Annotated in this window: 23 protein-coding genes; 17 read left to right on the top strand and 6 right to left on the bottom strand. The window is 67.3% G+C overall.

The genetic code is table 11. The features are described 5' to 3' along the window. Positions 1 to 17 precede the first annotated feature (17 nt). Genes SBP01_RS19250 through SBP01_RS19240 form a run of 3 tightly spaced genes read right to left on the bottom strand, consistent with a single transcriptional unit; the run spans position 18 to position 2,552 of the window. Positions 18 to 1,097 carry a 4-oxalomesaconate tautomerase gene (locus tag SBP01_RS19250; RefSeq protein WP_320536957.1) on the bottom strand — a complete coding sequence of 360 codons (1,080 nt, stop codon included), beginning with the start codon at positions 1,095 to 1,097 and terminating at the stop codon, positions 18 to 20. Continuing rightward, a complete protein-coding gene (locus tag SBP01_RS19245; RefSeq protein ID WP_320536956.1) occupies positions 1,084 to 1,824 on the bottom strand; it encodes a 4-carboxy-4-hydroxy-2-oxoadipate aldolase/oxaloacetate decarboxylase in 741 nt (246 codons plus the stop codon). Before SBP01_RS19245 ends, SBP01_RS19250 begins: the two co-directional genes overlap by 14 nt. After that, on the bottom strand, positions 1,821 to 2,552 hold the full coding sequence (locus SBP01_RS19240; protein WP_320536955.1) for a PIG-L deacetylase family protein: 732 nt from the start codon (positions 2,550 to 2,552) through the stop codon (positions 1,821 to 1,823). The genes SBP01_RS19245 and SBP01_RS19240 overlap by 4 nt, the downstream gene beginning before the upstream one ends. A gap of 224 nt (positions 2,553 to 2,776) precedes the next feature. Between SBP01_RS19240 and SBP01_RS19235 the strand changes: the two genes are divergently transcribed. Then, positions 2,777 to 4,129 (top strand): aminomethyl transferase family protein, encoded by a 1,353-nt coding sequence (locus tag SBP01_RS19235; RefSeq protein WP_320536954.1) that lies wholly within the window; start codon positions 2,777 to 2,779, stop codon positions 4,127 to 4,129. Between the two features lie 43 nt (positions 4,130 to 4,172). Beyond that, entirely contained in the window at positions 4,173 to 5,585 is a 1,413-nt protein-coding gene (ligM, locus tag SBP01_RS19230) for a vanillate/3-O-methylgallate O-demethylase (protein ID WP_320536953.1), read from the top strand. Between the two features lie 2 nt (positions 5,586 to 5,587). Here the strand turns inward: ligM and SBP01_RS19225 are convergent, their stop codons facing one another. Further along, positions 5,588 to 6,226 carry a GntR family transcriptional regulator gene (locus tag SBP01_RS19225; protein ID WP_275213057.1) on the bottom strand — a complete coding sequence of 213 codons (639 nt, stop codon included), beginning with the start codon at positions 6,224 to 6,226 and terminating at the stop codon, positions 5,588 to 5,590. Between the two features lie 158 nt (positions 6,227 to 6,384). Here SBP01_RS19225 and SBP01_RS19220 point away from each other — a divergent pair, with 158 nt between their 5' ends. Next, positions 6,385 to 7,158 carry an NAD(P)-dependent oxidoreductase gene (locus SBP01_RS19220; protein ID WP_320536952.1) on the top strand — a complete coding sequence of 258 codons (774 nt, stop codon included), beginning with the start codon at positions 6,385 to 6,387 and terminating at the stop codon, positions 7,156 to 7,158. 115 nt (positions 7,159 to 7,273) lie between these two features. Here the strand turns inward: SBP01_RS19220 and SBP01_RS19215 are convergent, their stop codons facing one another. After that, positions 7,274 to 7,510 (bottom strand): hypothetical protein, encoded by a 237-nt coding sequence (locus tag SBP01_RS19215; protein WP_275213059.1) that lies wholly within the window; start codon positions 7,508 to 7,510, stop codon positions 7,274 to 7,276. Positions 7,511 to 7,721: 211 nt separating this feature from the next. Here SBP01_RS19215 and SBP01_RS19210 point away from each other — a divergent pair, with 211 nt between their 5' ends. Continuing rightward, the gene (locus SBP01_RS19210; RefSeq protein WP_275213060.1) at positions 7,722 to 8,222 is read left to right on the top strand and encodes a hypothetical protein; all 501 of its coding nucleotides are present in this window, start codon (positions 7,722 to 7,724) and stop codon (positions 8,220 to 8,222) included. Between the two features lie 39 nt (positions 8,223 to 8,261). Next, the gene (locus tag SBP01_RS19205; protein WP_320536951.1) at positions 8,262 to 9,350 is read left to right on the top strand and encodes an ATP-dependent DNA ligase; all 1,089 of its coding nucleotides are present in this window, start codon (positions 8,262 to 8,264) and stop codon (positions 9,348 to 9,350) included. Between the two features lie 116 nt (positions 9,351 to 9,466). On the opposite strand, the gene SBP01_RS19200 is transcribed toward SBP01_RS19205, so the two are convergent. Beyond that, positions 9,467 to 10,786 carry an MFS transporter gene (locus SBP01_RS19200; RefSeq protein ID WP_275213063.1) on the bottom strand — a complete coding sequence of 440 codons (1,320 nt, stop codon included), beginning with the start codon at positions 10,784 to 10,786 and terminating at the stop codon, positions 9,467 to 9,469. A 232-nt stretch (positions 10,787 to 11,018) separates the two neighbouring features. Here SBP01_RS19200 and SBP01_RS19195 point away from each other — a divergent pair, with 232 nt between their 5' ends. The 12 genes from SBP01_RS19195 to SBP01_RS19140 all read left to right on the top strand — a co-directional run bounded on the left by SBP01_RS19195 (position 11,019) and on the right by SBP01_RS19140 (position 22,548). Further along, a complete protein-coding gene (locus tag SBP01_RS19195; protein WP_320536950.1) occupies positions 11,019 to 11,834 on the top strand; it encodes an IclR family transcriptional regulator in 816 nt (271 codons plus the stop codon). A gap of 139 nt (positions 11,835 to 11,973) precedes the next feature. Then, positions 11,974 to 12,855, top strand: a complete 882-nt coding sequence (locus SBP01_RS19190) for a shikimate dehydrogenase (protein ID WP_320536949.1) — start codon at positions 11,974 to 11,976, stop codon at positions 12,853 to 12,855. After that, positions 12,855 to 14,819, top strand: a complete 1,965-nt coding sequence (locus SBP01_RS19185) for a bifunctional sugar phosphate isomerase/epimerase/4-hydroxyphenylpyruvate dioxygenase family protein (RefSeq protein WP_320536948.1) — start codon at positions 12,855 to 12,857, stop codon at positions 14,817 to 14,819. Before SBP01_RS19190 ends, SBP01_RS19185 begins: the two co-directional genes overlap by 1 nt. A 28-nt stretch (positions 14,820 to 14,847) precedes the next feature. Next, on the top strand, positions 14,848 to 15,744 hold the full coding sequence (pcaH, locus tag SBP01_RS19180) for a protocatechuate 3,4-dioxygenase subunit beta (protein ID WP_414004247.1): 897 nt from the start codon (positions 14,848 to 14,850) through the stop codon (positions 15,742 to 15,744). Then, positions 15,737 to 16,306 carry a protocatechuate 3,4-dioxygenase subunit alpha gene (pcaG, locus tag SBP01_RS19175; protein WP_320536947.1) on the top strand — a complete coding sequence of 190 codons (570 nt, stop codon included), beginning with the start codon at positions 15,737 to 15,739 and terminating at the stop codon, positions 16,304 to 16,306. Before pcaH ends, pcaG begins: the two co-directional genes overlap by 8 nt. Next, positions 16,303 to 17,775, top strand: coding sequence for a lyase family protein (locus SBP01_RS19170; RefSeq protein WP_320536946.1), 1,473 nt, complete (start codon positions 16,303 to 16,305; stop codon positions 17,773 to 17,775). Before pcaG ends, SBP01_RS19170 begins: the two co-directional genes overlap by 4 nt. Next, positions 17,768 to 18,586: an alpha/beta fold hydrolase gene (locus SBP01_RS19165; RefSeq protein ID WP_275213069.1), complete on the top strand. Its 819-nt coding sequence runs from the start codon at positions 17,768 to 17,770 to the stop codon at positions 18,584 to 18,586. Before SBP01_RS19170 ends, SBP01_RS19165 begins: the two co-directional genes overlap by 8 nt. Before the next feature lie 11 nt (positions 18,587 to 18,597). Further along, positions 18,598 to 19,074 (top strand): 4-carboxymuconolactone decarboxylase, encoded by a 477-nt coding sequence (gene pcaC / locus SBP01_RS19160; protein ID WP_320536945.1) that lies wholly within the window; start codon positions 18,598 to 18,600, stop codon positions 19,072 to 19,074. A gap of 85 nt (positions 19,075 to 19,159) precedes the next feature. After that, positions 19,160 to 20,374, top strand: coding sequence for a thiolase family protein (locus SBP01_RS19155; protein WP_320536944.1), 1,215 nt, complete (start codon positions 19,160 to 19,162; stop codon positions 20,372 to 20,374). Positions 20,375 to 20,376: 2 nt separating this feature from the next. Further along, positions 20,377 to 21,036, top strand: a complete 660-nt coding sequence (locus tag SBP01_RS19150) for a 3-oxoacid CoA-transferase subunit A (RefSeq protein ID WP_275213073.1) — start codon at positions 20,377 to 20,379, stop codon at positions 21,034 to 21,036. Between the two features lie 2 nt (positions 21,037 to 21,038). Continuing rightward, positions 21,039 to 21,707 carry a 3-oxoacid CoA-transferase subunit B gene (locus SBP01_RS19145; RefSeq protein WP_320536943.1) on the top strand — a complete coding sequence of 223 codons (669 nt, stop codon included), beginning with the start codon at positions 21,039 to 21,041 and terminating at the stop codon, positions 21,705 to 21,707. A 28-nt stretch (positions 21,708 to 21,735) separates the two neighbouring features. After that, entirely contained in the window at positions 21,736 to 22,548 is an 813-nt protein-coding gene (locus SBP01_RS19140) for an IclR family transcriptional regulator C-terminal domain-containing protein (protein ID WP_275213075.1), read from the top strand. Positions 22,549 to 22,644 lie beyond the last annotated feature (96 nt).

Here is a 22,644-nt window from a genome sequence, read left to right as displayed (position 1 = left end):
CTCTCTCGGGGTGGGTATTAGAGACGCGGGCGCGGGAAAACGCGTCCGTCGAAGATTTTCCGCGCCGTGCGAAGGGCGGCCGAACGGGTGACCCTGAAGCCGGCGCCGGCCCTTTCCACCCCGACCTCAACATCGAAGTGGCCGGTTGGATGTTCAATCCGGAAGGGCTTTCCTGCCGGCGGCAGTACGGCGAGTTCATGGCCCACGGATCCCTCGGCCAGGACTCCGGCGCCCACCGTGAGGGCGCCGAGCACCCCGATCGAGGTGTGCACCCGCACCGGCAGAAAACTCCGGGTGGCGATCGCACCACCGGCACGCGGCGCGGCCAGCAGCACCAGTTTCGGCACGGTGGCGCCGGTGACATCGCCCATGCCCATCAGCTCGGCTGCCGCCAGGCGAAGCGCGGCGAGACGCTCGGCCAGGGCGGCGTTGGCTTCGAGGTCTTCAGGTGATTCGCTTCCGGTGACGCCGAGGTCCGTTGCGCGCATCAGGACGCTCGGCATGCCGTTGTCCACGCAGGTCACGTCCACTCCGGCCACCCTGTCCCGCACGTGGCCGGAGGGAAAGAGCGCACCCGTTGCCGCGCCGGCCGTGTCCTCAAAGTTGAGTTTGATCGCGCCGGCGGTACCGGGGACGCCGTCGATCGCCAGGTCGCCGTCGTAATCCACCATGCCGCCGGGTGTGGCGAACGTGGCGGTGGCGATGCTGTCCGTGTTGACCATGCGGATGCGCACCCGGGTCTGCTCGCCGCCGGCGGGCGCCAGCCCGCGCTCCACCGCGAACGGTCCCACGCCGGCAAGGATATTGCCGCAGTTCTGCCGGTCGGTCACGAACGCCGAGTCCACGCCGAGCTGCAGGAAGAGGTAATCGACGTCGGCGTCGCTGTTCCCCGAGGGTGAAATGACGGCGACCTTGCTTGTCAGGGGATGCGCCCCGCCAAGCCCGTCGATCTGCCGGGGGTCCGGTGTGCCCATGATCCGCAGCAGCACGTCATCGCGGTCATCAGGGTTGCGGGGAAGATCGGAGGCGAGGAAGAAGGCGCCCTTTGAGGTACCGCCGCGCAAATACATGCAGGGGATGCCCTCAACCGTGGCCATGCCCCGCCTCGACCCCGCCCGCGCTGCCGGACCCGGAACCATATTCCGCCGCGCTGACATACCGTACGCCTAAGTTTTCAAGGGCACCGCGAAGGTTGTTCCGGTCCAGGCTCAACTCACCGCGGCGGTAGGCCGCGCGGGACTCCGCCTCTTTGGCGGCCCGCGCACCGGCAGCCCCCAGTACCTCCTGCACGTCGGGGCGCGGCACGCACAGCACGCCGTCGTCGTCGGCCACTATGACGTCGCCCGCGCGCACCAGGGTGCCACCCACCGGAATGGGCACATTCACCGCGCCCGCCGTCGCCTTGACCGTGCCCTGGGCATTGACCGCTGCGGACCACACCGGAAAGCCCATGGCCCTCAGGTCAGCAACATCGCGGACCCCGCCGGTGGTGACCAGGCCGCGGACGCCGCGGTGCTTCAGTGCTGTGGCAAACAGCTCCCCGAACGAGCCATCCAGCGAGGGGGAAGCCGTGGTCACCACGAGGACGTCACCAGCGCGGCACTGTTCAACGGCGGCATGGATCATGAGGTTGTCTCCCGGCCAGCAGAGCACGGTGACAGCCGACCCCGCGATCCGGACGCCTTCCTGGATGGGGCGGAGCGAAACGCCCACCAGCCCCGTACGGCCCATCGCTTCGTGAACCGTGGCGACACCGTGCGCTGCGAGCCGTTCGATGTCCGCGGCCGCCGCCCGTGCCACATCGGTTACCACAACGGTCTTCATTCAAGGACCTCGGTGACCTGGGGGTAGAAGCGCATGTAGGCCTCGCCTTTGGTGTCCACCGGCAGGCCGAGGTTGGGACCGGCGTTCCGCTTGACCTGGACTCCCCGGCGTACCGCCAGTGAGGTGTAGTAGTCCCACATGTGCTGCTGGGCGGGCAGGCACTCCATGGCCTTCTGCTTCGCGGGAAAGGCGGCCGTGATGTCGAGGAGGACGTCGGGCTTGAAGTCGCACTGTTCCGGCTGGTGCGGCTCGAAGAAGAACACCGGCGGCGCGCCGAGCACCTCGCCGGGGGCGTCGTAACCGATGGCCTGGGCCAGGATCCTCGCCTCGATGGCGAGCTTGGCCGCGGCGGGATGATCGCCGTTGTACGGGTCCAGCAACGGGTGGGTCAGCACCACGGTGGGCTGTACCCGCCGGTAAATAGTGACGAGCTGATCGAGCAGTTCGCGGCTCGGCAGCAGCGGGTAGTCGCCGGCGTCGAGGAATTCCACTTCGGCCCCGAGTGCGGCGGCGGCGGCCTCGGCCTCGCTGCGGCGCAGGGCCTTGATGTCCTCCAGCGACTTCCCGGCAAGCCATTGGCTGGCCGATTCGCCGCGCTCGCCGTAGGAGAGGCAGACGACGACGGCCCGCTCGCCGCGGGCGGTTGCGGCGGCGATGGCACCTCCGGCCCGCCAGACGAAATCGCCCGCGTGCGCACTCACGACGAGCACAGTGCCCTTTGTGGCCATGATCAATCCCTTCCGGATCGCTCCGCACCGTGTCATGCCTTCGCATTCCCGACAGCGGCAGCAGCGGACAGTGCCAGACAACCACGCCCCGGCACCTTAATCAAGGCTTCGGCTACAATTTTGTTACCAATCCTGGCACGCATGTTCTAGACTCACGATTCAGGAGCCTGCCGCTCATGGCGCGCGGGTCGAACAAAGGAGTTCACCGTGACGAAGACAGTGCAATGACTGAAACCCTGCAGGCCGCGATCGAACGGCTGGGCTCTCCAACGGAACTGCTGCGCAACTCGCAGGCCAGCCCCACCGTCTTCCCCGTGACACCCGAGTTCAGCAACTGGCGCTCCGAACAGCGCTCCTGGCGGACCAGCTGTGCCCTGCTTGACCAGTCCCACCACATGACCGATCTGTTTCTTCGCGGCCCGGGCACCGAAGCGCTCCTTAGCGGGCTCGCCGTGAACTCCTTCGCCACCTTCCCGGCGGACCGCGCCAAGCAGTTCATTGCCGTCAACCACCAGGGGCAACTGATCGGCGACGCCATCCTGGCCCACCTTGAGGAGGACTCCTACAACCTGGTGGGGCACCCGATGGTGCTCGACTGGGTGCAGTTCCACGCCGAAACCGGCGGCCACGAGGTCGAGATGGAGCGGGACGGAAACTCGATCGTGCGGCCCGGGGACCCGCGGCTGTTCAGGTACGAGCTGCAAGGACCAACCGCCCCCGCCATCATCGAGAAGCTGATTGGCGCCCCCGTCCCGCACATCGGGTTCTTCCACATGGGCCGCTTCCCGATCGCGGGGCTGGAAGTCCGCAGCATCCGGCACGGGATGGCCGGCCAGCCCGGATACGAACTCTTTGGACCGTGGGCCGACGGCGCCCGGGTCAGGGACGCGCTGCTGGAGACCGGCGCGGAGTTCGGCCTGACCCAGGTGGGGGCCAAGGGGTACTCCACCGCGAACCTCGAATCCGGCTGGGTGCCCTCACCGGTGCCGGCAATCTTCTCCGATGACGCGCTCCGCGCCTACCGCGAGTGGCTTCCCGCCCCGGCGGCCGGCTCGCTCGGCGGAAGTTTCGCTTCACCGGAGATCGAGGACTACTACCTGACCCCGTACGACCTCGGCTACGGCCGCTCCGTGGCCTTCGACCATGATTTCATCGGCAGCGACGCGCTCAGGGGCCTGCCCGAGGGCTCGCACCGCCACAAAGTTACGCTGGTGTGGAACCCGGACGACGTCCAGGAAGCGATCGGCTCGCTCCTGCGGCCGGGCCTTCCCGCGAAGTACATCGAGCTGCCCAAGGCACGGTACGCCCTCTACCAGGTGGATCTGGTCCTCCGGGACGGGGCCGCGATAGGCCAGTCCTTCGACTGCGGCTATATTGCCAATGAGCAGTCCTTCGTTTCGCTCGCCAGCCTGCACCCGGGCACCGCTGGGCTTGGTGATGAGGTAACGGTGCTCTGGGGCGAAGAGCCCAATTCGAACAAGCTCCAGGTGGAGCCGCACCGCCAGGTGGCCGTGCGCGCCACCGTGGCCCCCGCACCGTTTGTGCAGTTCGCCCGTGAGAACTACCGCGTCGCCTAGGGGCGCGGCCAAGGAACCCGACCGAACCGAAGGAGAAGAACCGATGGCAAGCAAGTCCCTGCAGGATGTACTCGACGAGGCAGGCAACACCGTCGAACTGTTGCGCAACTCCCAGCTTGGCACCTATATCTACCCGGTGGTCCCCGCGGAGTTCACCAACTGGCGGCGGGAGCAGCGCGCGTGGCGGGAAACCGCCGTGCTCTACGACCAGTCGCATCACATGGTGAACTTCTTTATGAAGGGCCCCGGCGCCCTGAAGCTCCTGTCGGACACCGGGATCAACAGTTTCGCCAACTTCCCCGTGAACACCGCCAAGCAGTTCGTGCCGACGGCGTCCAACGGGGGCGTGATCGGGGACGGCATCCTGTTCCACCTGGCAGAGAACGAATTTGTCTACGTGGGACGGGCTCCCGCGGCGAACTGGCTCCAGTTCCACGCCGAAACGGGCGGGTACGACGTCGAATGCACCTATGACGACCGGTCGCCGTCGCGCCCCTTCGGCCAGGCGGTCCGGCGCGAATTCTTCCGCTTCCAGATCCAGGGCCCCAAGGCCTGGCAGATTATCGAGAAGCTCAACAACGGGACCCTCGAGCAAGTGAAGTTCTTCCACATGGGGCACCTGAATATTGCCGGTGAGCAGGTGCGGACCCTGCGCCACGGGATGGCGGGAGCCCCGGGACTGGAGATCTGGGGGCCTTACGAGCAGCATGGGAAGATCCGCGACGCTGTCCTTGAGGCCGGCAGTGAGTTCGGCATCGAGCCCTGCGGGTCCCGCGCCTACTCCTCGAACACCTTGGAATCGGGCTGGATCCCGTCGCCGCTGCCGGCGATCTACAGCAGCGACGCCGAACGGGCCTACCGTGAATGGCTGCCGGCCACGAGCTACGAGGCCATCAACGCGCTCGCGGGCTCCTACGTCTCGGGCAATATCGAGGACTACTACCTGACGCCGTGGGAGCTTGGCTATGGCTCGTTCGTGAAGTTCGATCATGACTTCATCGGCCGCGACGCCCTCGAAAAGGTGGACCCCGCTTCGCAGCGCAAAAAGGTCACCCTCGCCTGGAACGATGAGGACCTGGCAAAAATCTGGGCGTCATTCCTGGACCGCGACAAGCCGGGCTACCAGTTCTTCGACATCCCGAACGCGAACTACGGCTCATCGAACTACGACTCCGTGGTGGACGCAGACGGCACGGGCGTGGGGCTCTCCCTCTTCACCGGGGTCACCGCCAACGAACGGCGCGGCCTGTCGCTGGCAGCGGTTGATTCCGACGTCGAACTAGGCACCGAAGTCCATGTCATCTGGGGTGAGCCGGACGGCGGATCACGCAAGACCACCGTTGAGCCGCACGAGCAACTCAGTGTGCGCGCCGTGGTGAGCCCTGCGCCTTATGCCGTCACGGCCCGAACGGAGTACCACGGCGGCTGGCGCACTGCGGGGACCGCTGCCCGGTGAGGCTACGGTGCGGCAGGCGGCACGGAGTCGGCGGATGAGACTTCACGAAGTGCCTCGATGACGCTCAGCAGGTGGCTGCGCACCGCCTGCTCCGCAGCCTCAGGATCGCGGGCCACCACGGCGTCGATGATGGCGGCGTGCTCCCAGACCGAGACCTTTGCGCGCTGGGGCCGGGACGACAATTTGAACTGGTGGCGGACGCTCTGCGCGTGCAGCCGCGCCAGCACATCGGCGGCCGTGGCGTGATTGCTCAGCTCGCGGATCCTGACGTCCAGGTAACGGTTAAGCCGGGCATATTCGACCAGGTCTCCCTCGGCGACCGACTCGATCATGGCAGCCCTGAGGCGGCCGAGGGCTTCGGCGTCCTCATCCGTGAGACTGGCGGCTGTTTTGGCGGCGCACAGGCCTTCGACTCCCATCCGCACCTCCAGGATTTCGATGGCCTCATCCACGGAAATTGACCGGACCCGGGATCCGCGGTTCGGCAGCCGTTCCACCAGGCCTTCGCCGGCAAGCTCAAGCAGGGCGGTGCGCACGGTGGCCCGGCTTGCCGAGAAAGCGGCACTGAGGTCCGCCTCAACGAGCCGCTGGTTGGGAACGTACTCACCACGGATGATGGCGTCGCGGATAATGTCGGTCACCCTCTGATCAGCGCCGGGTTCCGCGTCCGCTGACGGTGAGGCATTTTCAAGCGTTGACGACATTCCTGCCCTATCTCCCATAATCGCCGAACAGAGGCACCGCTGATGCTGGCCACCATTTTGTCTACAATCTTAGGAGCAACGGAGGGAAGTGTCCCATGCAGGTCGCCGTTTTAGGTCTCGGGGAAGCCGGAAGCATCTATGCAGCAGACCTCGCCCGGCTGGGGCTGAGCGTTGCGGCAGTTGATCCGCTCGTTGCCACGGCGCCGGCGGGGGTCCGTTCCGAGGACGACGTCGCCACGGCAGTCCGCGGGGCAGCGCTCGTGCTGAGCCTGGTGGGCGGCCGCGCGGCGGGCACCGTCCTGGACGCGGCGTTGCCGGCGATGGAACAGGGAGCCATCTTCGCTGACATGAATACTGCCGGCCCGGCAGATAAGCTGCTCCTCGCGAAACGAGCGGCCACGCATGGCATCGCCTTTGTTGACGTGGCGATCCTCGCCCCGGTTCCACGATCCGGGGCCCGGACCCCGCTGGCCATGAGCGGACCCGGGGCCGCGCAGCTGCAGTCCATCCTGGCCGGACTGCAGATTCCTGCCAGCACTGTGGGCGAGGAAGCGGGAGCCGCGGCGGGGCTCAAATTGCTGCGGAGCGTCTTTATGAAAGGCCTCGCCGCGGCGGTCCTCGAATCCGTCACTGCTGCCCGGGCGGCAGGAGCGGAGGAGTGGATCATTGACCAAATAGCTTCCGAGCTTGGCCCGGAAGGGAAACGTGCGGTGTCCCGGATTCTCGAGGGCACATCCACGCATGCCGCCCGGCGCGAGGCCGAGATGCACGACGCACGTTCGTTCCTTGAAACTCTCGGCGTAGCCCATCCGATAACTGACGGCGCCATCGAGTGGCTGCACTCGCTGTCGCGGCCGGATCCGGGCTGAACCGGGCTTCACCCGGGCAGGCGGCTCGGGTGAACGTGGTTCGGAATTGGGTGCTGGCCGGCGGGCAGTCCTTACTGACTACACCCGCCACCGGCCAGCACCTCCAGCAGACGACTCAGGCGACCCGCCACACACTGCATTCGTCTGTGTTGACGGCTTTCCGGAGGCCGGTCAGACGGTCCATGATCCACACAACACCGATGCCCGGCGCTGTTTCCTGAACGCTGCCGCGCCGGATAACCACATCGTCATAGTTCGGGCCCACTGACAGGCGGGCTTCGATTTCGTCGCCGCGGTGGAGTTGGTCGAGGGCGCGGACCCGGGTCGCGTGGGCTTTGACTTCCTTCAACATGGTGGCCTCCTGGCTGGAGCTGGTGCCTGCATTTGCCGGCACTTCCAGTGTGGCCGCGCATTGTTGCGGTGCGGTTTCCTGATGGTTAGGGCCCTGTTAGTTCCCTGCGCCGGTCCGGTTTCGGCGCCCAGGGAAGAACGGCCGGCCGGAAATGGGCCGCTGCAGCGCGGAATTGGGCCGCTGCGGGGAACCGGGCGCATAGGGTGGTGGCATGGAACTCGGCAGCGGGATCTGGACAGCCATCCTGGGCGCAGCGGCCGTGGCCCCGCTTGCCACCTTTGGCGTTGTTCTGGTGGCCTTCCTGACCTACCGGCAGAAATCGAACGCCGACAAGCGGGACCAGTGGTGGAAGCGCGCCCAGTGGGGCATCGACTCTGCGCTGGACGACGCCGATCCCAAGCGACGGCTGGCCGGGATCCAAGTCCTCGTCCAACTGATCGGCAGCAACCTCGCGACGCCGGAGGACGCTGATTTGATGAGCGCACTGGCAGTGGGCATCCAGGACCAGGAGCTTGACAGGCACCAGCTGGTGGACACGCGGCAGGAAGGCCTGGTCCCGGCGCCCGGCCATGGCACCCGGGAGGGTCCACGGCACGAGGTCCGGCTGGCCTCGCGGGGCACCACCGTGGCGGTGGACTCGGCGGCAGCGGCCCGCATCCTCCGCGAATCCGAGCTGCTCCTCGCCGCTGACGTGCGACGATCCCAGGCCTAGCCCTACCGCCGGCGCGGATGGCGGGCAAGAATGGGCACTATGCAACTTCCCGTGATGCCTCCCGTTTCACCCATGCTTGCCAAATCCGTCAGCGGCCTTGGCGGCGTCCCCGAAGGGAGCGGCCTGAGCTACGAACCCAAATGGGACGGTTTCCGGTCCATCATCTTCCGTGACGGCGACGACCTTGAAATCGGCAGCCGCAATGAAAAACCCATGACGCGGTATTTCCCCGAGCTGGTGGTTGCCCTGAAGGAGAATCTGCCACCCCGGTGTGTGGTGGACGGCGAGATCATCCTGGTGGACGCTTCCGGCCAGCGCCTGGATTTCGACGCGCTGCAACAACGCATCCACCCCGCAGCCAGCCGGGTGAAACTGCTCTCGGAGCAGACACCCGCCAAATTCGTGGCCTTCGACCTGCTGGCGTTGGGGGAGGAGGACTTCACCGGCCGGCCCTTCGCGGAGCGCCGGGCCGCACTGGAAACGGCGCTCGCCGGCAGCAAGGCTCCCGTCCACCTCACCGCCGCCACCGAGGACAAGGCCCTTGCAGAGCAGTGGTTCCAACAGTTCGAGGGTGCCGGCCTGGACGGAATCGTGGCCAAACCGCTCACGGGCATCTACCAGCCGGACAAGCGGGTGATGTTCAAGATCAAGCACGAACGCACGGCCGACTGCGTGGTGGCCGGTTACCGTTTGCATAAGAGCGGGCCGGACGCCATCGGCTCGCTGCTGCTCGGGCTGTACAAGGACGACGGCGGCCTGGCCAGCGTGGGGGTGATCGGGGCGTTCCCGATGAAGCGGCGGCAGGAACTCTTCGAACAGCTCCAGCCGCTGGTCACCGACTTCGAGGACCACCCGTGGGCCTGGGCCAAGCAGGCGGACGGCGAGCGGACGCCCCGCAATGCGGAAGGCAGCCGGTGGAGCGCGGGCAAGGACTTGTCCTTCGTCCCCCTCAAACCGGAACTCGTGGTCGAGGTCAGGTATGACCACATGGAAGGTGAGCGCTTCCGGCACACAGCCCAGTTCTCGCGCTGGCGGCCGGACCGGGATCCCGAGTCCTGCACCTACGCCCAGCTGGAGGAACCGGTCAACTTCGACCTCGCCTCGGTGCTGGAGACCGGCCGGCCCTAGGCACCCAAAGCCGGCCGCCGCCGTCGTTCTTCACACCGGAACAACCCGGTCATCACCAGGAAAGCCCGCCACTCGAGGAAGTGGCGGGCTTTCCGGTGTCAGATCGGGCTGGTGCGTTACTTCAGGCCAAGCTGCTTGGTGGGTACCTTGTAGGTTTCCTTGGCGGTGAGGGCGGAGATTGCCGCGATGCCGCAGATCACGGCGGTGAAAATGCTGATCTGAACCCAGCCGCCGGGCTTGATGCCGCCCATGGCGGCCACAATGGCCGGAGCGAAGCCTGCCATCAGGAAGCCCAGCTGCGTGCCGATCGCCAGGCCGGAGAAGCGGACCTTGGTGCTGAACATCTCGGCGTAGAAGGAGGGCCAGACGGCGTTGGAGGCGGCATAGCCGAAGGAGAAGAAGCCGATGGCGGCCACGAACATCAGCGGCACGCTGCCCGATTCAAGGCTGAGCAGGAACAGCGGGGTGAGGATGGCGCTGGCCACGGCGCCGTAGATGAAGACCGGCTTGCGGCCGATCCGGTCGGCAAGCTTGCCGAACAGCGGCTGGGTGCCCAGTGCCACGAGGTTGGCGCCCACCACGAGCCACAGGGTGGTGGTGCCGTCCACCCCGGCCACCGTCTTGGCGTAGCTGATGGCCAGCGTACCGAACACGGTGGACACGGCGGCGATGAAGGCGCACGCAACAACGCGCAGGACGTCGCGCCAGTGTCCCTTGAGGAGGTCGGCAACGGGGAGCTTGGAGATCTGGGCCGTCTTCTGTGCTTCCGCGAAAGCGGGGGGTTCGTGCAGCGAACGGCGGATGAAGAACGCAACCACCACAACCACGGCGCTGAGCCAGAACGGGATGCGCCAGCCGATGCCGTACTTGATCTCGTCCGGCAGGGCCAGCACGGGGATGAAGACGAGGGCCGCGAGGATCTGGCCGCCCTGGGTGCCGGTGAGGGTCCAGGAGGTGAAGAAGGAGCGGCGGTTGTCCGGGGCGTGCTCGAGTGTCATCGAGGAGGCGCCGGCCTGTTCACCGGCGGCGGAGAGGCCCTGGCAAAGCCGGGCGAGGACCAGCAGGGCCGGAGCCCACCAGCCAACAGTTTTGAAGTCGGGAAGGCAGCCGATGAGGAAGGTGGAGGCGCCCATCAGGACCAGCGTGAACATCAGGACCTTTTGCCGGCCCACCCGGTCCCCGAAGTGGCCCAGGATGACGGCGCCCACGGGGCGTGCCACATACGCAAAACCGAAGGTGGCGAAGGACATGATGGCGGCGTTCGCGTCAGCGCTGGGGAAGAAGACGGTCGGGAAAATCAGCGCTGCGGCGGAACCGAAGATGAAGAAGTCGTAATATTCGACGGCGCTGCCCAGGAAGCTGGCGAGGGCTGCTTTCTTTGGCGTCCCGGCCGGGGCAGCAGTGCCCGGCTCCGCGGACGGAAGTGTCTGGCTCATGAAAGTTCCTTTGGTGTGACGACGTTGTCGCGGATGGATCTGGGAAAGCGCAGCCGCACCTGCCTGTCGTGGCAGAGGACGGTGCGGCTGGTGTCCGTTCATAGACCCGGACTAGTAGCCACATGGTGGGAGCTACTTGTGCGATATAGCAATGATGGCTGTGAGCGCAGTCACTTGTCAAGAAAATAATCACTATCTAGAAATAGCTCTCACAATGTGGCAACATCGAGGTATGAGTGTGAATCAAGCCACAACTGACGACGACGTCTCAATCGACCAGAAGGCGCCCAAGGGCGACCGGACCGACATGGTGGGCAAGGCGCTGAGCCTGCTGGTTCTCCTGGGGGATGAGCCCCGGGGTGCCAGCGCGGCGGAGATCTCGCGCCGCGCCGAGCTTCCATTCAGTACCACCTACCGGCTGCTGGGTTCCCTGACCCGGGACGGTTTTGTGGACTACGAGCCGGACGGCCGCCGGTATCACCTGGGCCTGCGGATCTTCCAACTGGGCCAGCGGGTCTCAAACCATCACGGTTTTGCCGGCACGGCGCTGCCGATCCTTCGCCGAGTCACTGAACAGACCGGCGAGGCCACCATCCTGAGCGTCCGGGACGGGCACCACCACCTCACCGTGAACAAGGTGGACGGCCCGCAGACGTTCCGCGTCACCAGCGATCCCGGCCACTTGGGCGCACTGCACGCCACCGCCGTGGGCAAGGCCCTCGTGGCATTTGCCGAGGAGGCGGAGCGGGAGGCGCTGATCGAGGAACTCGAACTGGAACCGCTGACTGAGCACACCATTACGGACCGCGCCGTGTTCCGGGCGGAAATGGACCGGGTCCGGCGCCAGGGGTACGCCGTGATGGATGAGGAGAATGAGAACGGGATGCGCGCGGTGGCCGTTCCGCTGCTCAACGCCCAGGGCCACGCCTTCGCGTCGCTCGCCACGGCCGTGCCCGTTTTCCGACTGAGCATGGAAGGCCTCCTGGCGCACGTTCCCCTGCTCCAGGATGCCGCCGCCGAACTCGCCGCACGGCTGCCGCAGCGCTAGGCAACAAACCAAATGTTCGCATCAAGAACATAAGTGCGATAAGTGAACAAGTGTTGTACTGTAATCCCTATCACCTGGCCCGCCGCGTCCGCCCCAAGCGCCGCCGCCCGCCACGTGCCGTACCAAAGGAGCTTCCCGGATGAGCATTCGAACTGAGTCCTACCTTGTGGGACTGGTCGGCGACGGCGTCACGCCGTCACTCACTCCGCCCATGCACGAACGCGAAGGCGACGTCCAAGGCCTGCGCTACCTGTACCGCCCCATCGACCTGCTGGAACTCGGACTGCCGGGTGACGCCGTCGGCGAACTGCTCAAATCCGCCCGCAGCCTCGGCTTCAACGGCCTGAACATCACCCACCCCTGCAAGCAGCTGGTCCTCCAGCACCTTGACGAAGTCTCGCCGGACGCCCGCAGGCTCGGCGCCGTCAACACCGTGGTGATTGAAGACGGCCGCTTTATCGGCCACAACACCGACTTCTCCGGCTTCGCCGCCGCCCTGGCGGCCGGCCTCCCCGGCGCCCGGCTGGACCGCGTGGTCCAGCTCGGCGCCGGCGGCGCCGGGTCCGCCGTCGCCTATGCCCTGCTCACCGCCGGCGTGAAGGTACTGGACCTGGTGGACATGGACGCTGCCCGCTGCGTGGCACGCGCCGCAGAACTGTCCGGCTTCTTCCCGGACGTCACCATCACACCGCGCACGACGGCGGAGCTGCCGCAGCTGATGCCGCAGGCAGACGGCCTGGTGCACTGCACGCCGGTGGGGATGGCGGCACACCCGGGCGTCCCGCTGGACCTGGACCTGCTCGAATCCCGGCACTGGGTGGCGGACATCGTTTACCGGCCCATCGAAACCGAACTTGTGCTGGGCGCCCGTGCCAAGGGCTGCGAGGTCCTGGACGGCGGCCGCATGGCCGTGGGCCAGGCCGCGGACTCCTTCCGGATCTTCACCGGGCTCGACGCCGATGCTGACCGCATGCGCGGACACTTCCTGGAACTAGTGGCCCAGGAAGAGGTGACTGCCTGATGCGCACCGGAATCGCCACCGTCTGCCTCTCCGGCACCCTGAAGGAAAAGATGCAGGCCTGCGCCATCGCAGGTTTTGACGGCATTGAAATCTTTGAACAGGACCTTGTCACCTCGCCCCTCACGCCCGGGGAGGTGCGCACGATGGCGGCGGACCTCGGCCTGACGCTGGACCTTTACCAGCCCTTCCGCGACTTCGACAGCGTGCCCGAGGACCTGCTGGCCGCCAACCTCCGCCGCGCCGAGGCAAAATTCAAGCTGATGGCGCGGCTGGGCATGGACACCATCCTGGTCTGCTCCAACGTGGCCACCGCCAGCATCGACAGCGACGACCTCCGCGCGGAACAGCTCGGCCGGCTGGCGGCGCTGGCCGGGGACCATGGCGTGAAGGTCGCTTACGAGGCCCTGGCCTGGGGGAAGTACGTCAGTGACTACGAGCACGCCCACCGGCTGGTGGAGGCCGTGGACCACCCCAACCTCGGCACCTGCCTGGACTCCTTCCACATCCTGTCCCGCAACTGGGACACCGCGCCGATCGAGGCCTTCAGCCCGGACAGGATCTTCTTCGTCCAGGTGGCGGATGCGCCGAAGCTCTCCCTGGATGTCCTGTCCTGGAGCCGGCACTACCGCGTTTTTCCCGGCGAGGGCCAGTTCGAGCTGGCCAAGTTCATGGGCCACGTGGTCCGGGCCGGGTACAGCGGCCCGGTGTCCCTGGAAATCTTCAACGACGTCTTCCGGCAGTCCGACGTGGAGCGCACCGCCGTGGACGGCATGCGCTCGCTGATCTGGCTGGAGGAGCAGAGCGCCAAGTGGCTGGACGCCAACGCCCCGGTTCTTGCCGCTGCCGGCGCCGGAACTGTTGGCGGGTTCGCGGGGGCCGGCCGCCGTCGTTATCCCATGGAACTTGCCACCCTGCCGCAGGTGGCCGAACCTGCAGGCTATAACTTTGCCGAGGTCAGGGCCGCCGACCCCGAGGGGCTGGAAACCGTCCTGGGCCAGCTGGGCTTCGAATTCAACGGCCGGCACCGCACCAAGGACGTGCAGCTGTGGACCATGGGACACGCCCGGGTCATCGTCAACGAGGATGCGCCTGTTGCTGCGGGCAACACGGCGGACGCCGCACCTGCCCTCACCGCCGCTATCGGCGCCCTCGGCTTTGACGTCGATTCCCCCGTGATTGCCGCCGCCAGGGCGCAGCAGCTCAAGGCCCCCGCGGTACCGCGCAAAAGCCAGGCCAACGAGGAAGTGTTCCAGGGCTTCGCAGCGCCGGACTCCACGGAGATCTTCCTGTGCCAGGGCAGTCCCGACGGCACCGCCGCCTGGACACATGAGTTCGGTGAAGGGCTGGATGCGCCTGCGGCCGGGGAGGGCGCCGTGATCGATCACGTCAACCTCGCCCAGCCGTGGCAGCACTTTGACGAGGCCGTGCTGTTTTACACCAGCGCCCTGGCACTGGAGCCGCAGCCCTTCGCCGAGGTGCCCAGCCCCACCGGCCTGGTCCGATCGCAGGTCATGGCCACCGCAGACCGTGCCGTCCGGCTGGTGCTGAACCTCGCACCCCTGATCCAGCGGGAGGGCGACGCACAACCGGAGCCATCGGGGACGGGCGCCCGGAGGACGTACCAGGAACACATCGCCTTCGCCGTGCCTGACCTGGTGGCCACCGCCAGGGCCTGCAAGGCCCGGGGCCTGGAGTTCCTGCAGATACCGGCCAACTACTACGAGGACCTGGACGCCCGCTTCGGGCTGGACCCCGCCTTCCTGGCCACGCTGCAGGAGCTGAACCTTTTGTACGACCGCGACGCCGACGGCGAGTTCCTGCACTTTTACACCGCTACCGTGGGCAGTGTGTTCTTCGAAATGGTGGAACGCCGCGGCGCCTATGACGGCTACGGGGCGCCCAACGCCCCCGTCCGCCACGCAGTCCAGTACGACCTGATGCACCGACTGAATAAAACCACGTAACACCAACACCCTATGAAAGGAGGCTGCTGTGCCTGAAGAAATCAACCTTGAAACGTACAACGCGGATCCGCTCACCGAAGACGTGTCCGACGAAGCCACGGAGGCCGCACCGAAGCAGTACGCACCCCTCGATGCCGCCGCGGAGTCACAGGCGGATCTCAGCGCAGAGATGAAAGCTCTCGGCGACGCCTATGCGCAGGCCGTCAAGAACGGCGCCCCGGCGGAAATCCAGCCGAGGCTGGACTACGCCCCCTACCGCAGCAGCGTCCTGCGGCACCCCACCAAGGACCTGCACCACGCGGACCCCGAGACCATCGAGCTGTACTCTCCGGCGTTCGGGCACATGGACGTGCACGCGCTGGAATCGGACCTCACCATCCAGCACAACGGTGAACCGCTGGGCGAACGCATTGTGGTGTCCGGGCGCGTCCTCGACGGTGACGGCCGCCCGGTGGCCGGCCAGCTCGTGGAGATCTGGCAGGCGAACTCCGCCGGCCGCTACATCCACAAGCGCGACCAGCACCCGGCGCCGCTGGACCCCAACTTCACCGGCGTGGGCCGCTGCATCACCGGGGCCGACGGCTCGTACAGCTTCACCACCATCAAGCCCGGCGCCTACCCGTGGAAGAACCACCTCAACGCTTGGCGCCCCGCCCACATCCACTTCTCCCTGTTCGGGCAGGAGTTCACCCAGCGGATCGTCACCCAGATGTACTTCCCCGGCGACCAGCTCTTCCCGCTGGACCCGATCTACCAGTCCATCGTGGACCAGGACGCCCGCGACCGGCTCGTGGCCACCTACAACCACGAGCAGACCAAACCCGAGTGGGCCCTCGCCTACAACTGGGACATCGTGCTGACCGGGTCGAAGCGGACCTGGACCGAGAACGAGGCCCTCGGCGCAGAAGGAGACGACCATGAGTAACCCCGGCCCCACCAAGCTGACACCCACCCCCGGCCAGACCGTAGGACCCTTCTACGGTTACGCCCTTCCCTTCACCAAGGACCGCGAGCTGCTGGCTCCCGGCTCCCCGGGGTCCATTCGGCTCCAGGGCACCGTGTACGACGGCGCCGGGCACCCGATCCCCGATGCGATCCTGGAGATCTGGCAGGCAGATTCCCAAGGCAACGTGCCGCAGCACACCGGGTCACTGGTGCGCGACGGCTACACCTTCACCGGATTCGGCCGCAGCGCCGTGGGCAACACCGGCGTCTTCACCTTCACCACCGTCAACCCCGGCCCCACCGGGGAAGGCGCGGCACCGTTCATCTCCGTCGCGATTTTTGCCCGCGGCCTGATGAACCGGCTCTTCACCCGGATCTACCTGCCGGACAACGAGGAAGCCCTGGCCAAGGACCCGCTGCTGGGCTCCCTTGACCCGGAACGCCGGAAGACCCTGATCGCACGCCGCGACCCGGACGGCGGACTCACATGGGACGTCCGCCTGCAGGGTGAGGGCGAAACAGTCTTCCTGGACTTCCAGTGACGGGTGCCGCCCTGGGTTACGGAAGCACGGCGGACGGCGACGTCGGCCTGCTCAGTCCTGTCTCGGCGTCGCCCCTGGTGGCGGCGCTGACCGGTGACCGGGCGGTGCTCGCGGCGATCCTCGCTGTCGAGTCCGGCTGGGCCGCGGTGCTGGAAAGGGCAGGGCTGGCACCTGCCGGATCCGCCGCCGTCGTGGCTTCCGCCGCGGTGCCGGGCCGCTACGACCCGGCAGGCATTGCGCTCCGTGCCCAGGGCGGCGGCAACCCCGTCATCCCTCTGTTGGCTGACCTGCGGAAGCAGGTTTCGGCGTTGGATGCCACCGGCATCGGTGCCGGCAAAGCCATCCACACCTCGCTGACCAGCCAGGATGTGCTGGACACTGCCCTCATGCTCCTGGCCCGTAACACCGTGGAGGCGCTGCTCGGCGACCTGAAAGGCGCGACGACGGCGCTCGCGGCCCTGGCGGAGAAGCATGCGGACACGCTGGGCGTGGGCCGGAGCCTGACCCAGCACTCGCTCCCGTTCACCTTTGGGCTGCGGGCAGCGCAGTGGTTCCACGGCCTCGCCGCCGCCGGGCGGCAGCTCGAGTCCCTCCAGTTCCCGGTGCAGTTCGGCGGGGCCGCCGGAACCCTCGCGGCCGGCACGGTGCTGACGGCCGAATCTACCGCCACACCCTTTACCTTGGCCGATTCACTCGCCAAACAGCTGGGGCTCGCCCCTGCGCCCGCGCCATGGCACACCAACCGGCTGGCTGTCACCTCCCTCGGGAACGCGCTGGCCGCCGCGCTCGGCGCCGCCGGCAAGATCGCCACCGACGTCCTTTTCATGAGCCGGCCCGAAGTGGCTGAACTCGCCGAACCTCGCGCGGCCGGGCGCGGCGTGTCCTCGGCCATGCCGCAGAAGCAGAACCCGGTGCTGTCCGTCCTGATCCGCAGCGCCGCCCTGCAGGCTCCGCAGCTCCTGGCCCAGCTGCACCTGGCGGCGGCCAACTTCAACGACGAACGCCCCGATGCAGCCTGGCATACCGAATGGCCCGCCCTGCGTGAGCTCCTGCGGCTGGCCCTCGGCGCGGCCGGCCACCTCCGCGAGCTGGCGGAAGGACTCCAGGTTTTCCCGGCCGCCCTGCGCCGCAACCTGGAACTGGCCGGGCCGCTGCTCCTCGCCGAAGGGGTGGGTGCCGCCGTCGCTCCGCTGTTGGCGGAGAAGGACGGCCGCAGCGGCAAGGAACAGCTGCAGGACGTGGTGGACCGGACCCTTGCCGCGCCGTCCGCCGAGCAGGACGCCACCTACCGGCACCTGCTTCGCGAGGCCGTCCCCAGGGGTGCGCTGACCGATCTGCGCCTCGACGAGCTCCTGGACCCTGCCAGCTACCTGGGCCAGGCCGCCGAAATCTCCCGGCGGATCCTGGCCGCCTACCCGGACTTTTCCTCTTCAGCAACCCCCGAGCAGAACGGAGCCAACCGTGGCTAAACCGACCCTCAAAGCAGTCCTGCTTTCGCCCGAACGAACCCTTGGCGAACGTCCGCTGCTGGTGGTGGGCCCCTCCCTGGGCACCTCCTCCGCCATCCTGTGGGGCCGGACGGCGGCGCTGCTGGCCAATGACTACGACGTGGTGGCCTGGGACCTTCCGGGGCACGGCGTCTCTCCGAAGGCCACGGAGGCCTTCGACGTCGCCGACCTGGCGGAGGCCGTTGTGGACCTGGTGGACTCGATCGCTCCCGGCGAGGCGTTCCATTACGCCGGCGTTTCCCTCGGCGGAGCCACCGGCCTGCAGCTGGGCATCAAACACGGCGAACGCCTCAAGAGCCTGTCGGTACAGTGCTCCGGCGCCAAGATCGGCACCCCGGAAGGCTGGCTGGACCGCGCCGAACTGGTGCGGGTCCAGGGCACCCCGGTTGTCATCCAGGGCTCCGCCGAGCGCTGGTTCGGGCCTGGCTTTATGGACCGCGAACCGGACCTGAGCAGCAAGCTCCTGCACTCCCTCCGCGACGCCGACCGCTTCAGCTACGCCTTCTGCTGCGAGGCGCTGGCCGCCTATGACGTCCGCGCCGAGCTCGGCAGCATCTCCGTCCCCACGCAGGCAGTGGCGGGTGTGGCGGATACTGTTGTGCCGCCGTCGTTCGCGGAGGAAATCGTTGCCGGCATCACCGCCGGGGGAGGCACCGCGAACGCCGTTTCCCTGGAAGGCGTGGCGCACCTCGCCCCCGCGGAGGCACCTGCCCATGTTGCCGAACTGCTGCGGAGCCTCATCAGCTGGAGCGAAACTCGGCCGGCTAAATGAGCACCGGCCAGATGAGCACCCCCAACGGTTCCGAGCGCCACGGTGTGGTCCAGCCGGACGCCACCAGCCAGGAGATTTACGACGGCGGCATGGTGGTCCGGCGCGAAGTGCTCGGCGCCGCGCATGTGGACCGCGCGAACACCAACAAGGATGAGTTCACCGAGGACTTCCAGGACATGATCACGCGGATTGCGTGGGGTGGCATCTGGACCCGGCCCGGCATCTCCCGGCAGATGCGCTCCGCCGTGACCATTACGGCGATGGTGGCGCACGGGCACTGGGAAGAGCTGGCCATGCACATCCGCGCGGCCCTCACCAACGGCCTGAGCCGGGACGAGATCAAGGAAATCCTGCTACAGACCGCCATCTACTGCGGTGTGCCGTCCGCCAACACGGCGTTCAAGACCGCCCAGCAGGTCTTCCGCGACCTGGACAGCGCAGAGTCGGCCGCCGCGCCCACCACAGAAACCCCCACCCCGCCCAACTAGGTAGCGCCAAGTGTCGTTTTGAGCCCTCAAAACGACACTTACTGCTACCCAGTTGGGACGGGAACGAACATTAAGAGGAGAAGTTTTGAATCAGGCTTTTGTGTACGACGCCGTGCGCACCCCGTTCGGTAAGTTCGGCTCCGGTCTCGCGGCCGTTCGCCCGGATGACCTTGCCGCGCACGTGATCAAGGAATCCGTGAAGCGCGCACCGGGGCTGGATCCGGAGCGGATCGACGAGGTGGTGTTCGGCAACGCCAACGGCGCCGGCGAGGAGAACCGCAACGTCGCCCGGATGGGCACCCTGCTGGCCGGCCTGCCGGTCTCGATCCCCGGTACGTCGGTGAACCGGCTGTGCGGGTCGTCTTTGGATGCGGCGATCATCGCCTCGCGCCAGATCAACGCCGGCGACGCCGAGCTGATGCTCGTGGGCGGGGCCGAATCGATGTCCCGCGCCCCCTGGGTGCTGCCCAAGACCGAGAAGCCCTACCCGGCCGGGGACCTGACTCTGGCCTCCACCACGCTGGGCTGGCGCCTGGTCAACAAGGCCATGCCCAAGGACTGGACCATCTCCCTCGGTGAGGCCACCGAACGGCTCCGCGAGAAGTACGGCGTGACCCGTGAGCAGCAGGACGAATTCGCCGCGAACTCCCACAACCTCTCCGCCGCCGCCTGGGACGAGGGCTTCTACGACAACCTGGTCACCCCGGTCCCGGGCACCGACCTGGTCCGCGACGAAAGCATCCGCGCCGGTTCCTCCGCGGAGAAGCTCGCCGGGCTGAAGACCGTGTTCCGCACCGAGAACGGCACAGTCACGGCCGGGAACGCGTCCCCGCTGTCCGACGGCGCCTCCGCGGCCTGGATCGGCTCCGAGAACGCCGCCGGGCTGCTCGGGCTCGAACCGCTGGCCCGCATCGCCGGCCGCGGCGCGCACGCCAACGATCCCCAGTTCTTCGGCTACGCCCCGGTGGAGGCCGCGAACAAGGCCCTCGCGAAGGCGGGCATCGGCTGGGACCAGGTGGGCGCCGTCGAACTTAACGAAGCGTTCGCCGCACAGTCCCTGGCCTGCATCAACGCCTGGGGCATCGACCCGGCCATCGTCAACCGGCACGGCGGCGCGATCGCCATGGGCCACCCTCTCGGCGCGTCCGGCACCCGGATCCTGGGCACCCTCGCCCGGTCCCTGCAGGCCTCCGGCGAACGCTGGGGCGTCGCCGCGATCTGCATCGGCGTGGGCCAGGGCCTGGCCGTCGTGCTCGAAAACGTCACCGCCGGCAGCGGCACCAGCACAGGAAAGGCATAAGCATGCTGAATTTTGTAGACACCGTCAACGAGGCCGTAGCCGGCATCAAGGACGGCTCCACCGTGATGATCGGCGGGTTCGGCAACGCCGGGCAGCCCTTCGAACTGATTGATGCGCTGATGGACTGCGGCGCCAAGGACCTGACGGTGGTGAACAACAACGCCGGCCAGGGCGATCAGGGCCTGGCCCTGCTGATCAAGGAAGGCCGGGTCAAGAAAATGATCTGTTCCTTCCCGCGGCAGTCCGACTCCTGGCACTTCGACGCCAAATACCACGCCGGCGAAATCGAACTGGAACTCGTCCCGCAGGGCAACCTGGCCGAACGCATCCGCGCCGCCGGCGCCGGGATTGGCGGGTTCTTCACCCCCACCGGCTACGGCACCATGCTCGCCGAGGGCAAGGAGACCCGCATCATCGACGGCCGCGGCCAGGTCTTCGAGACCCCCATCCACGCGGACGTCGCGCTGATCAAGGCCCTGAAGGCCGACGGCGTGGGGAACCTCGTGTACCGCAAGACGGCCCGGAACTTCGGCCCCATCATGGCCGCCGCCGCCAAGCACACCGTGGTCCAGGTCTCGGAGATTGTCCCCACCGGCGGACTCGACCCGGAAAACGTCGTGACCCCCGGAATCTACGTCAACAGCATCGTGAAGGTGGCCTGAGCATGAGCACCGCAACTTCCCTCCAGACCAGTGACAAGCCCCTGGGCCGCGACGCCCTCGCCGAACTCGTGGCCCGGGACATCAAGCCCGGCTCGTTCGTGAACCTCGGCATCGGCCAGCCCACCCTGGTCTCGAACTACCTCAAGCCCGAGCAGAACATCACCCTCCACACGGAGAACGGCATGCTGGGCATGGGCCCGGTGGCCGTGGGCGACCAGATCGACGGCGACCTCATCAACGCCGGGAAAATCCCCGTCACCGAGCTGCCCGGGGCGTCCTACTTCCACCACGCCGATTCGTTCGCGATCATGCGCGGCGGCCACCTGGACATCTGCGTGCTCGGGGCCTTCCAAGTCTCCGCCACCGGTGACCTCGCCAACTGGCACACCGGCGCCCCGGACGCCATCCCCGCCGTCGGCGGCGCGATGGACCTCGCCACCGGCGCCAAGGACGTCTTTGTCATGATGACGCTCCTGACCCGCGAGGGCGCCTCCAAGATCGTGGAAGCCTGCACCTACCCGCTCACCGGCGTCGGCTGCGTCACCCGCGTCTACACGGACAAAGCCGTCTTCCTGACAGGACCCGACGGCGTCACCGTCCGCGAGACCTTCGGCTGCACCCTGGCGGAACTCCAGGAGCTGGTCCCCGTCCCGCTGAAGGCGGCAGCGTAACGCCCCGCGGCCTCTAGGATTGGTAACCATGACCGACGCACCAGCAACTGCACGCACCGCTCCGCAGGCGGGCGACCAGTACGTGCAGTCGCTGGCGCGCGGCCTGGCCGTGATCCGGGCCTTCGACCACGACCACCCGGTGATGACCCTCACCGAGGTGGCGGCCCGGACCGGCCTGACCCGTGCCACCGCCCGGCGGTTCCTGCACACGCTGGTGGAACTGGACTACGTCCGGACCGACGGCAAAACGTTCGCGCTCACGGCCAAGGTCCTGCAGCTTGGCTACGCCTACCTTTCCGGGCTCTCCCTGCCCCAGCTCGCCCAGCCCCACTTGGAGGAACTCTCCCTGAAACTGGGGGAGTCCACGTCCGCGGCGGTGCTGGACGGGACGGACATCGCCTACATTGCCCGGGTGACCACGCGCCGGATCATGAACGTGGGCATCACGGTGGGCACCCGGTTCCCCGCCTACGCCACGTCCATGGGCAGGGTGCTGCTGGCCGCCCTGCCGCCCGCCGGGCTGAAGGCGTACCTGGCCGAGGCGGAGATCAAGCCGCTGACGCCGCGGGCGCTGGGAACCGTCCCTGAGCTGTTGGCCGTGCTGGACACCGTCCGGAAACAGGGCTGGTGCCTGCTGGACCAGGAGCTTGAGCTGGGGCTGATGTCCGTGGCGGCGCCGGTCTATGACGGGCCCACCAAAGTGGTGGCCGCGGTCAACGTATCGCTGCAGGCCCAGGCCGTGGCGGCCCGGCCGGACCCGGACGCGTACCTGGCCTCCGTGGCGCAGGAGATTGTGGCCACGGCCAAGCTCATTTCGGCGGACCTGACCGCCCGGCGCTAACCCGGCAGGCGTTATTCTCCCGATCCGGGGACCCGGAAGTGCGAATATCTGACCAAAAACTCCCCGGAGCGCTTTAGACTCAAGCCAACTACGTCC

It is taken from the genome of Pseudarthrobacter sp. IC2-21 (genome assembly GCF_034048115.1).
GTDB lineage: Bacteria > Actinomycetota > Actinomycetes > Actinomycetales > Micrococcaceae > Arthrobacter > Arthrobacter naphthalenicus.
This window is presented reverse-complemented; position numbering and strand designations above follow the sequence as displayed.

What these genes read in the sequence shown, in the direction of transcription:
- SBP01_RS19245 (WP_320536956.1), bottom strand. Translation starts at nt 1,824, where the DNA reads ATGAAGACCGTTGTGGTAACCGATGTGGCACGGGCGGCGGCCGCGGAC.
- SBP01_RS19240 (WP_320536955.1), bottom strand. Translation starts at nt 2,552, where the DNA reads ATGGCCACAAAGGGCACTGTGCTCGTCGTGAGTGCGCACGCGGGCGAT.
- SBP01_RS19220 (WP_320536952.1), top strand. Translation starts at nt 6,385, where the DNA reads ATGCAGGTCGCCGTTTTAGGTCTCGGGGAAGCCGGAAGCATCTATGCA.
- SBP01_RS19235 (WP_320536954.1), top strand. Translation starts at nt 2,777, where the DNA reads ATGACTGAAACCCTGCAGGCCGCGATCGAACGGCTGGGCTCTCCAACG.
- SBP01_RS19190 (WP_320536949.1), top strand. Translation starts at nt 11,974, where the DNA reads ATGAGCATTCGAACTGAGTCCTACCTTGTGGGACTGGTCGGCGACGGC.
- SBP01_RS19200 (WP_275213063.1), bottom strand. Translation starts at nt 10,786, where the DNA reads ATGAGCCAGACACTTCCGTCCGCGGAGCCGGGCACTGCTGCCCCGGCC.
- pcaG (WP_320536947.1), top strand. Translation starts at nt 15,737, where the DNA reads ATGAGTAACCCCGGCCCCACCAAGCTGACACCCACCCCCGGCCAGACC.
- pcaC (WP_320536945.1), top strand. Translation starts at nt 18,598, where the DNA reads ATGAGCACCCCCAACGGTTCCGAGCGCCACGGTGTGGTCCAGCCGGAC.
- SBP01_RS19140 (WP_275213075.1), top strand. Translation starts at nt 21,736, where the DNA reads ATGACCGACGCACCAGCAACTGCACGCACCGCTCCGCAGGCGGGCGAC.
- SBP01_RS19185 (WP_320536948.1), top strand. Translation starts at nt 12,855, where the DNA reads ATGCGCACCGGAATCGCCACCGTCTGCCTCTCCGGCACCCTGAAGGAA.
- ligM (WP_320536953.1), top strand. Translation starts at nt 4,173, where the DNA reads ATGGCAAGCAAGTCCCTGCAGGATGTACTCGACGAGGCAGGCAACACC.
- SBP01_RS19145 (WP_320536943.1), top strand. Translation starts at nt 21,039, where the DNA reads ATGAGCACCGCAACTTCCCTCCAGACCAGTGACAAGCCCCTGGGCCGC.
- SBP01_RS19205 (WP_320536951.1), top strand. Translation starts at nt 8,262, where the DNA reads ATGCAACTTCCCGTGATGCCTCCCGTTTCACCCATGCTTGCCAAATCC.
- SBP01_RS19210 (WP_275213060.1), top strand. Translation starts at nt 7,722, where the DNA reads ATGGAACTCGGCAGCGGGATCTGGACAGCCATCCTGGGCGCAGCGGCC.
- SBP01_RS19215 (WP_275213059.1), bottom strand. Translation starts at nt 7,510, where the DNA reads ATGTTGAAGGAAGTCAAAGCCCACGCGACCCGGGTCCGCGCCCTCGAC.
- SBP01_RS19150 (WP_275213073.1), top strand. Translation starts at nt 20,377, where the DNA reads ATGCTGAATTTTGTAGACACCGTCAACGAGGCCGTAGCCGGCATCAAG.
- SBP01_RS19250 (WP_320536957.1), bottom strand. Translation starts at nt 1,097, where the DNA reads ATGGCCACGGTTGAGGGCATCCCCTGCATGTATTTGCGCGGCGGTACC.
- SBP01_RS19195 (WP_320536950.1), top strand. Translation starts at nt 11,019, where the DNA reads ATGAGTGTGAATCAAGCCACAACTGACGACGACGTCTCAATCGACCAG.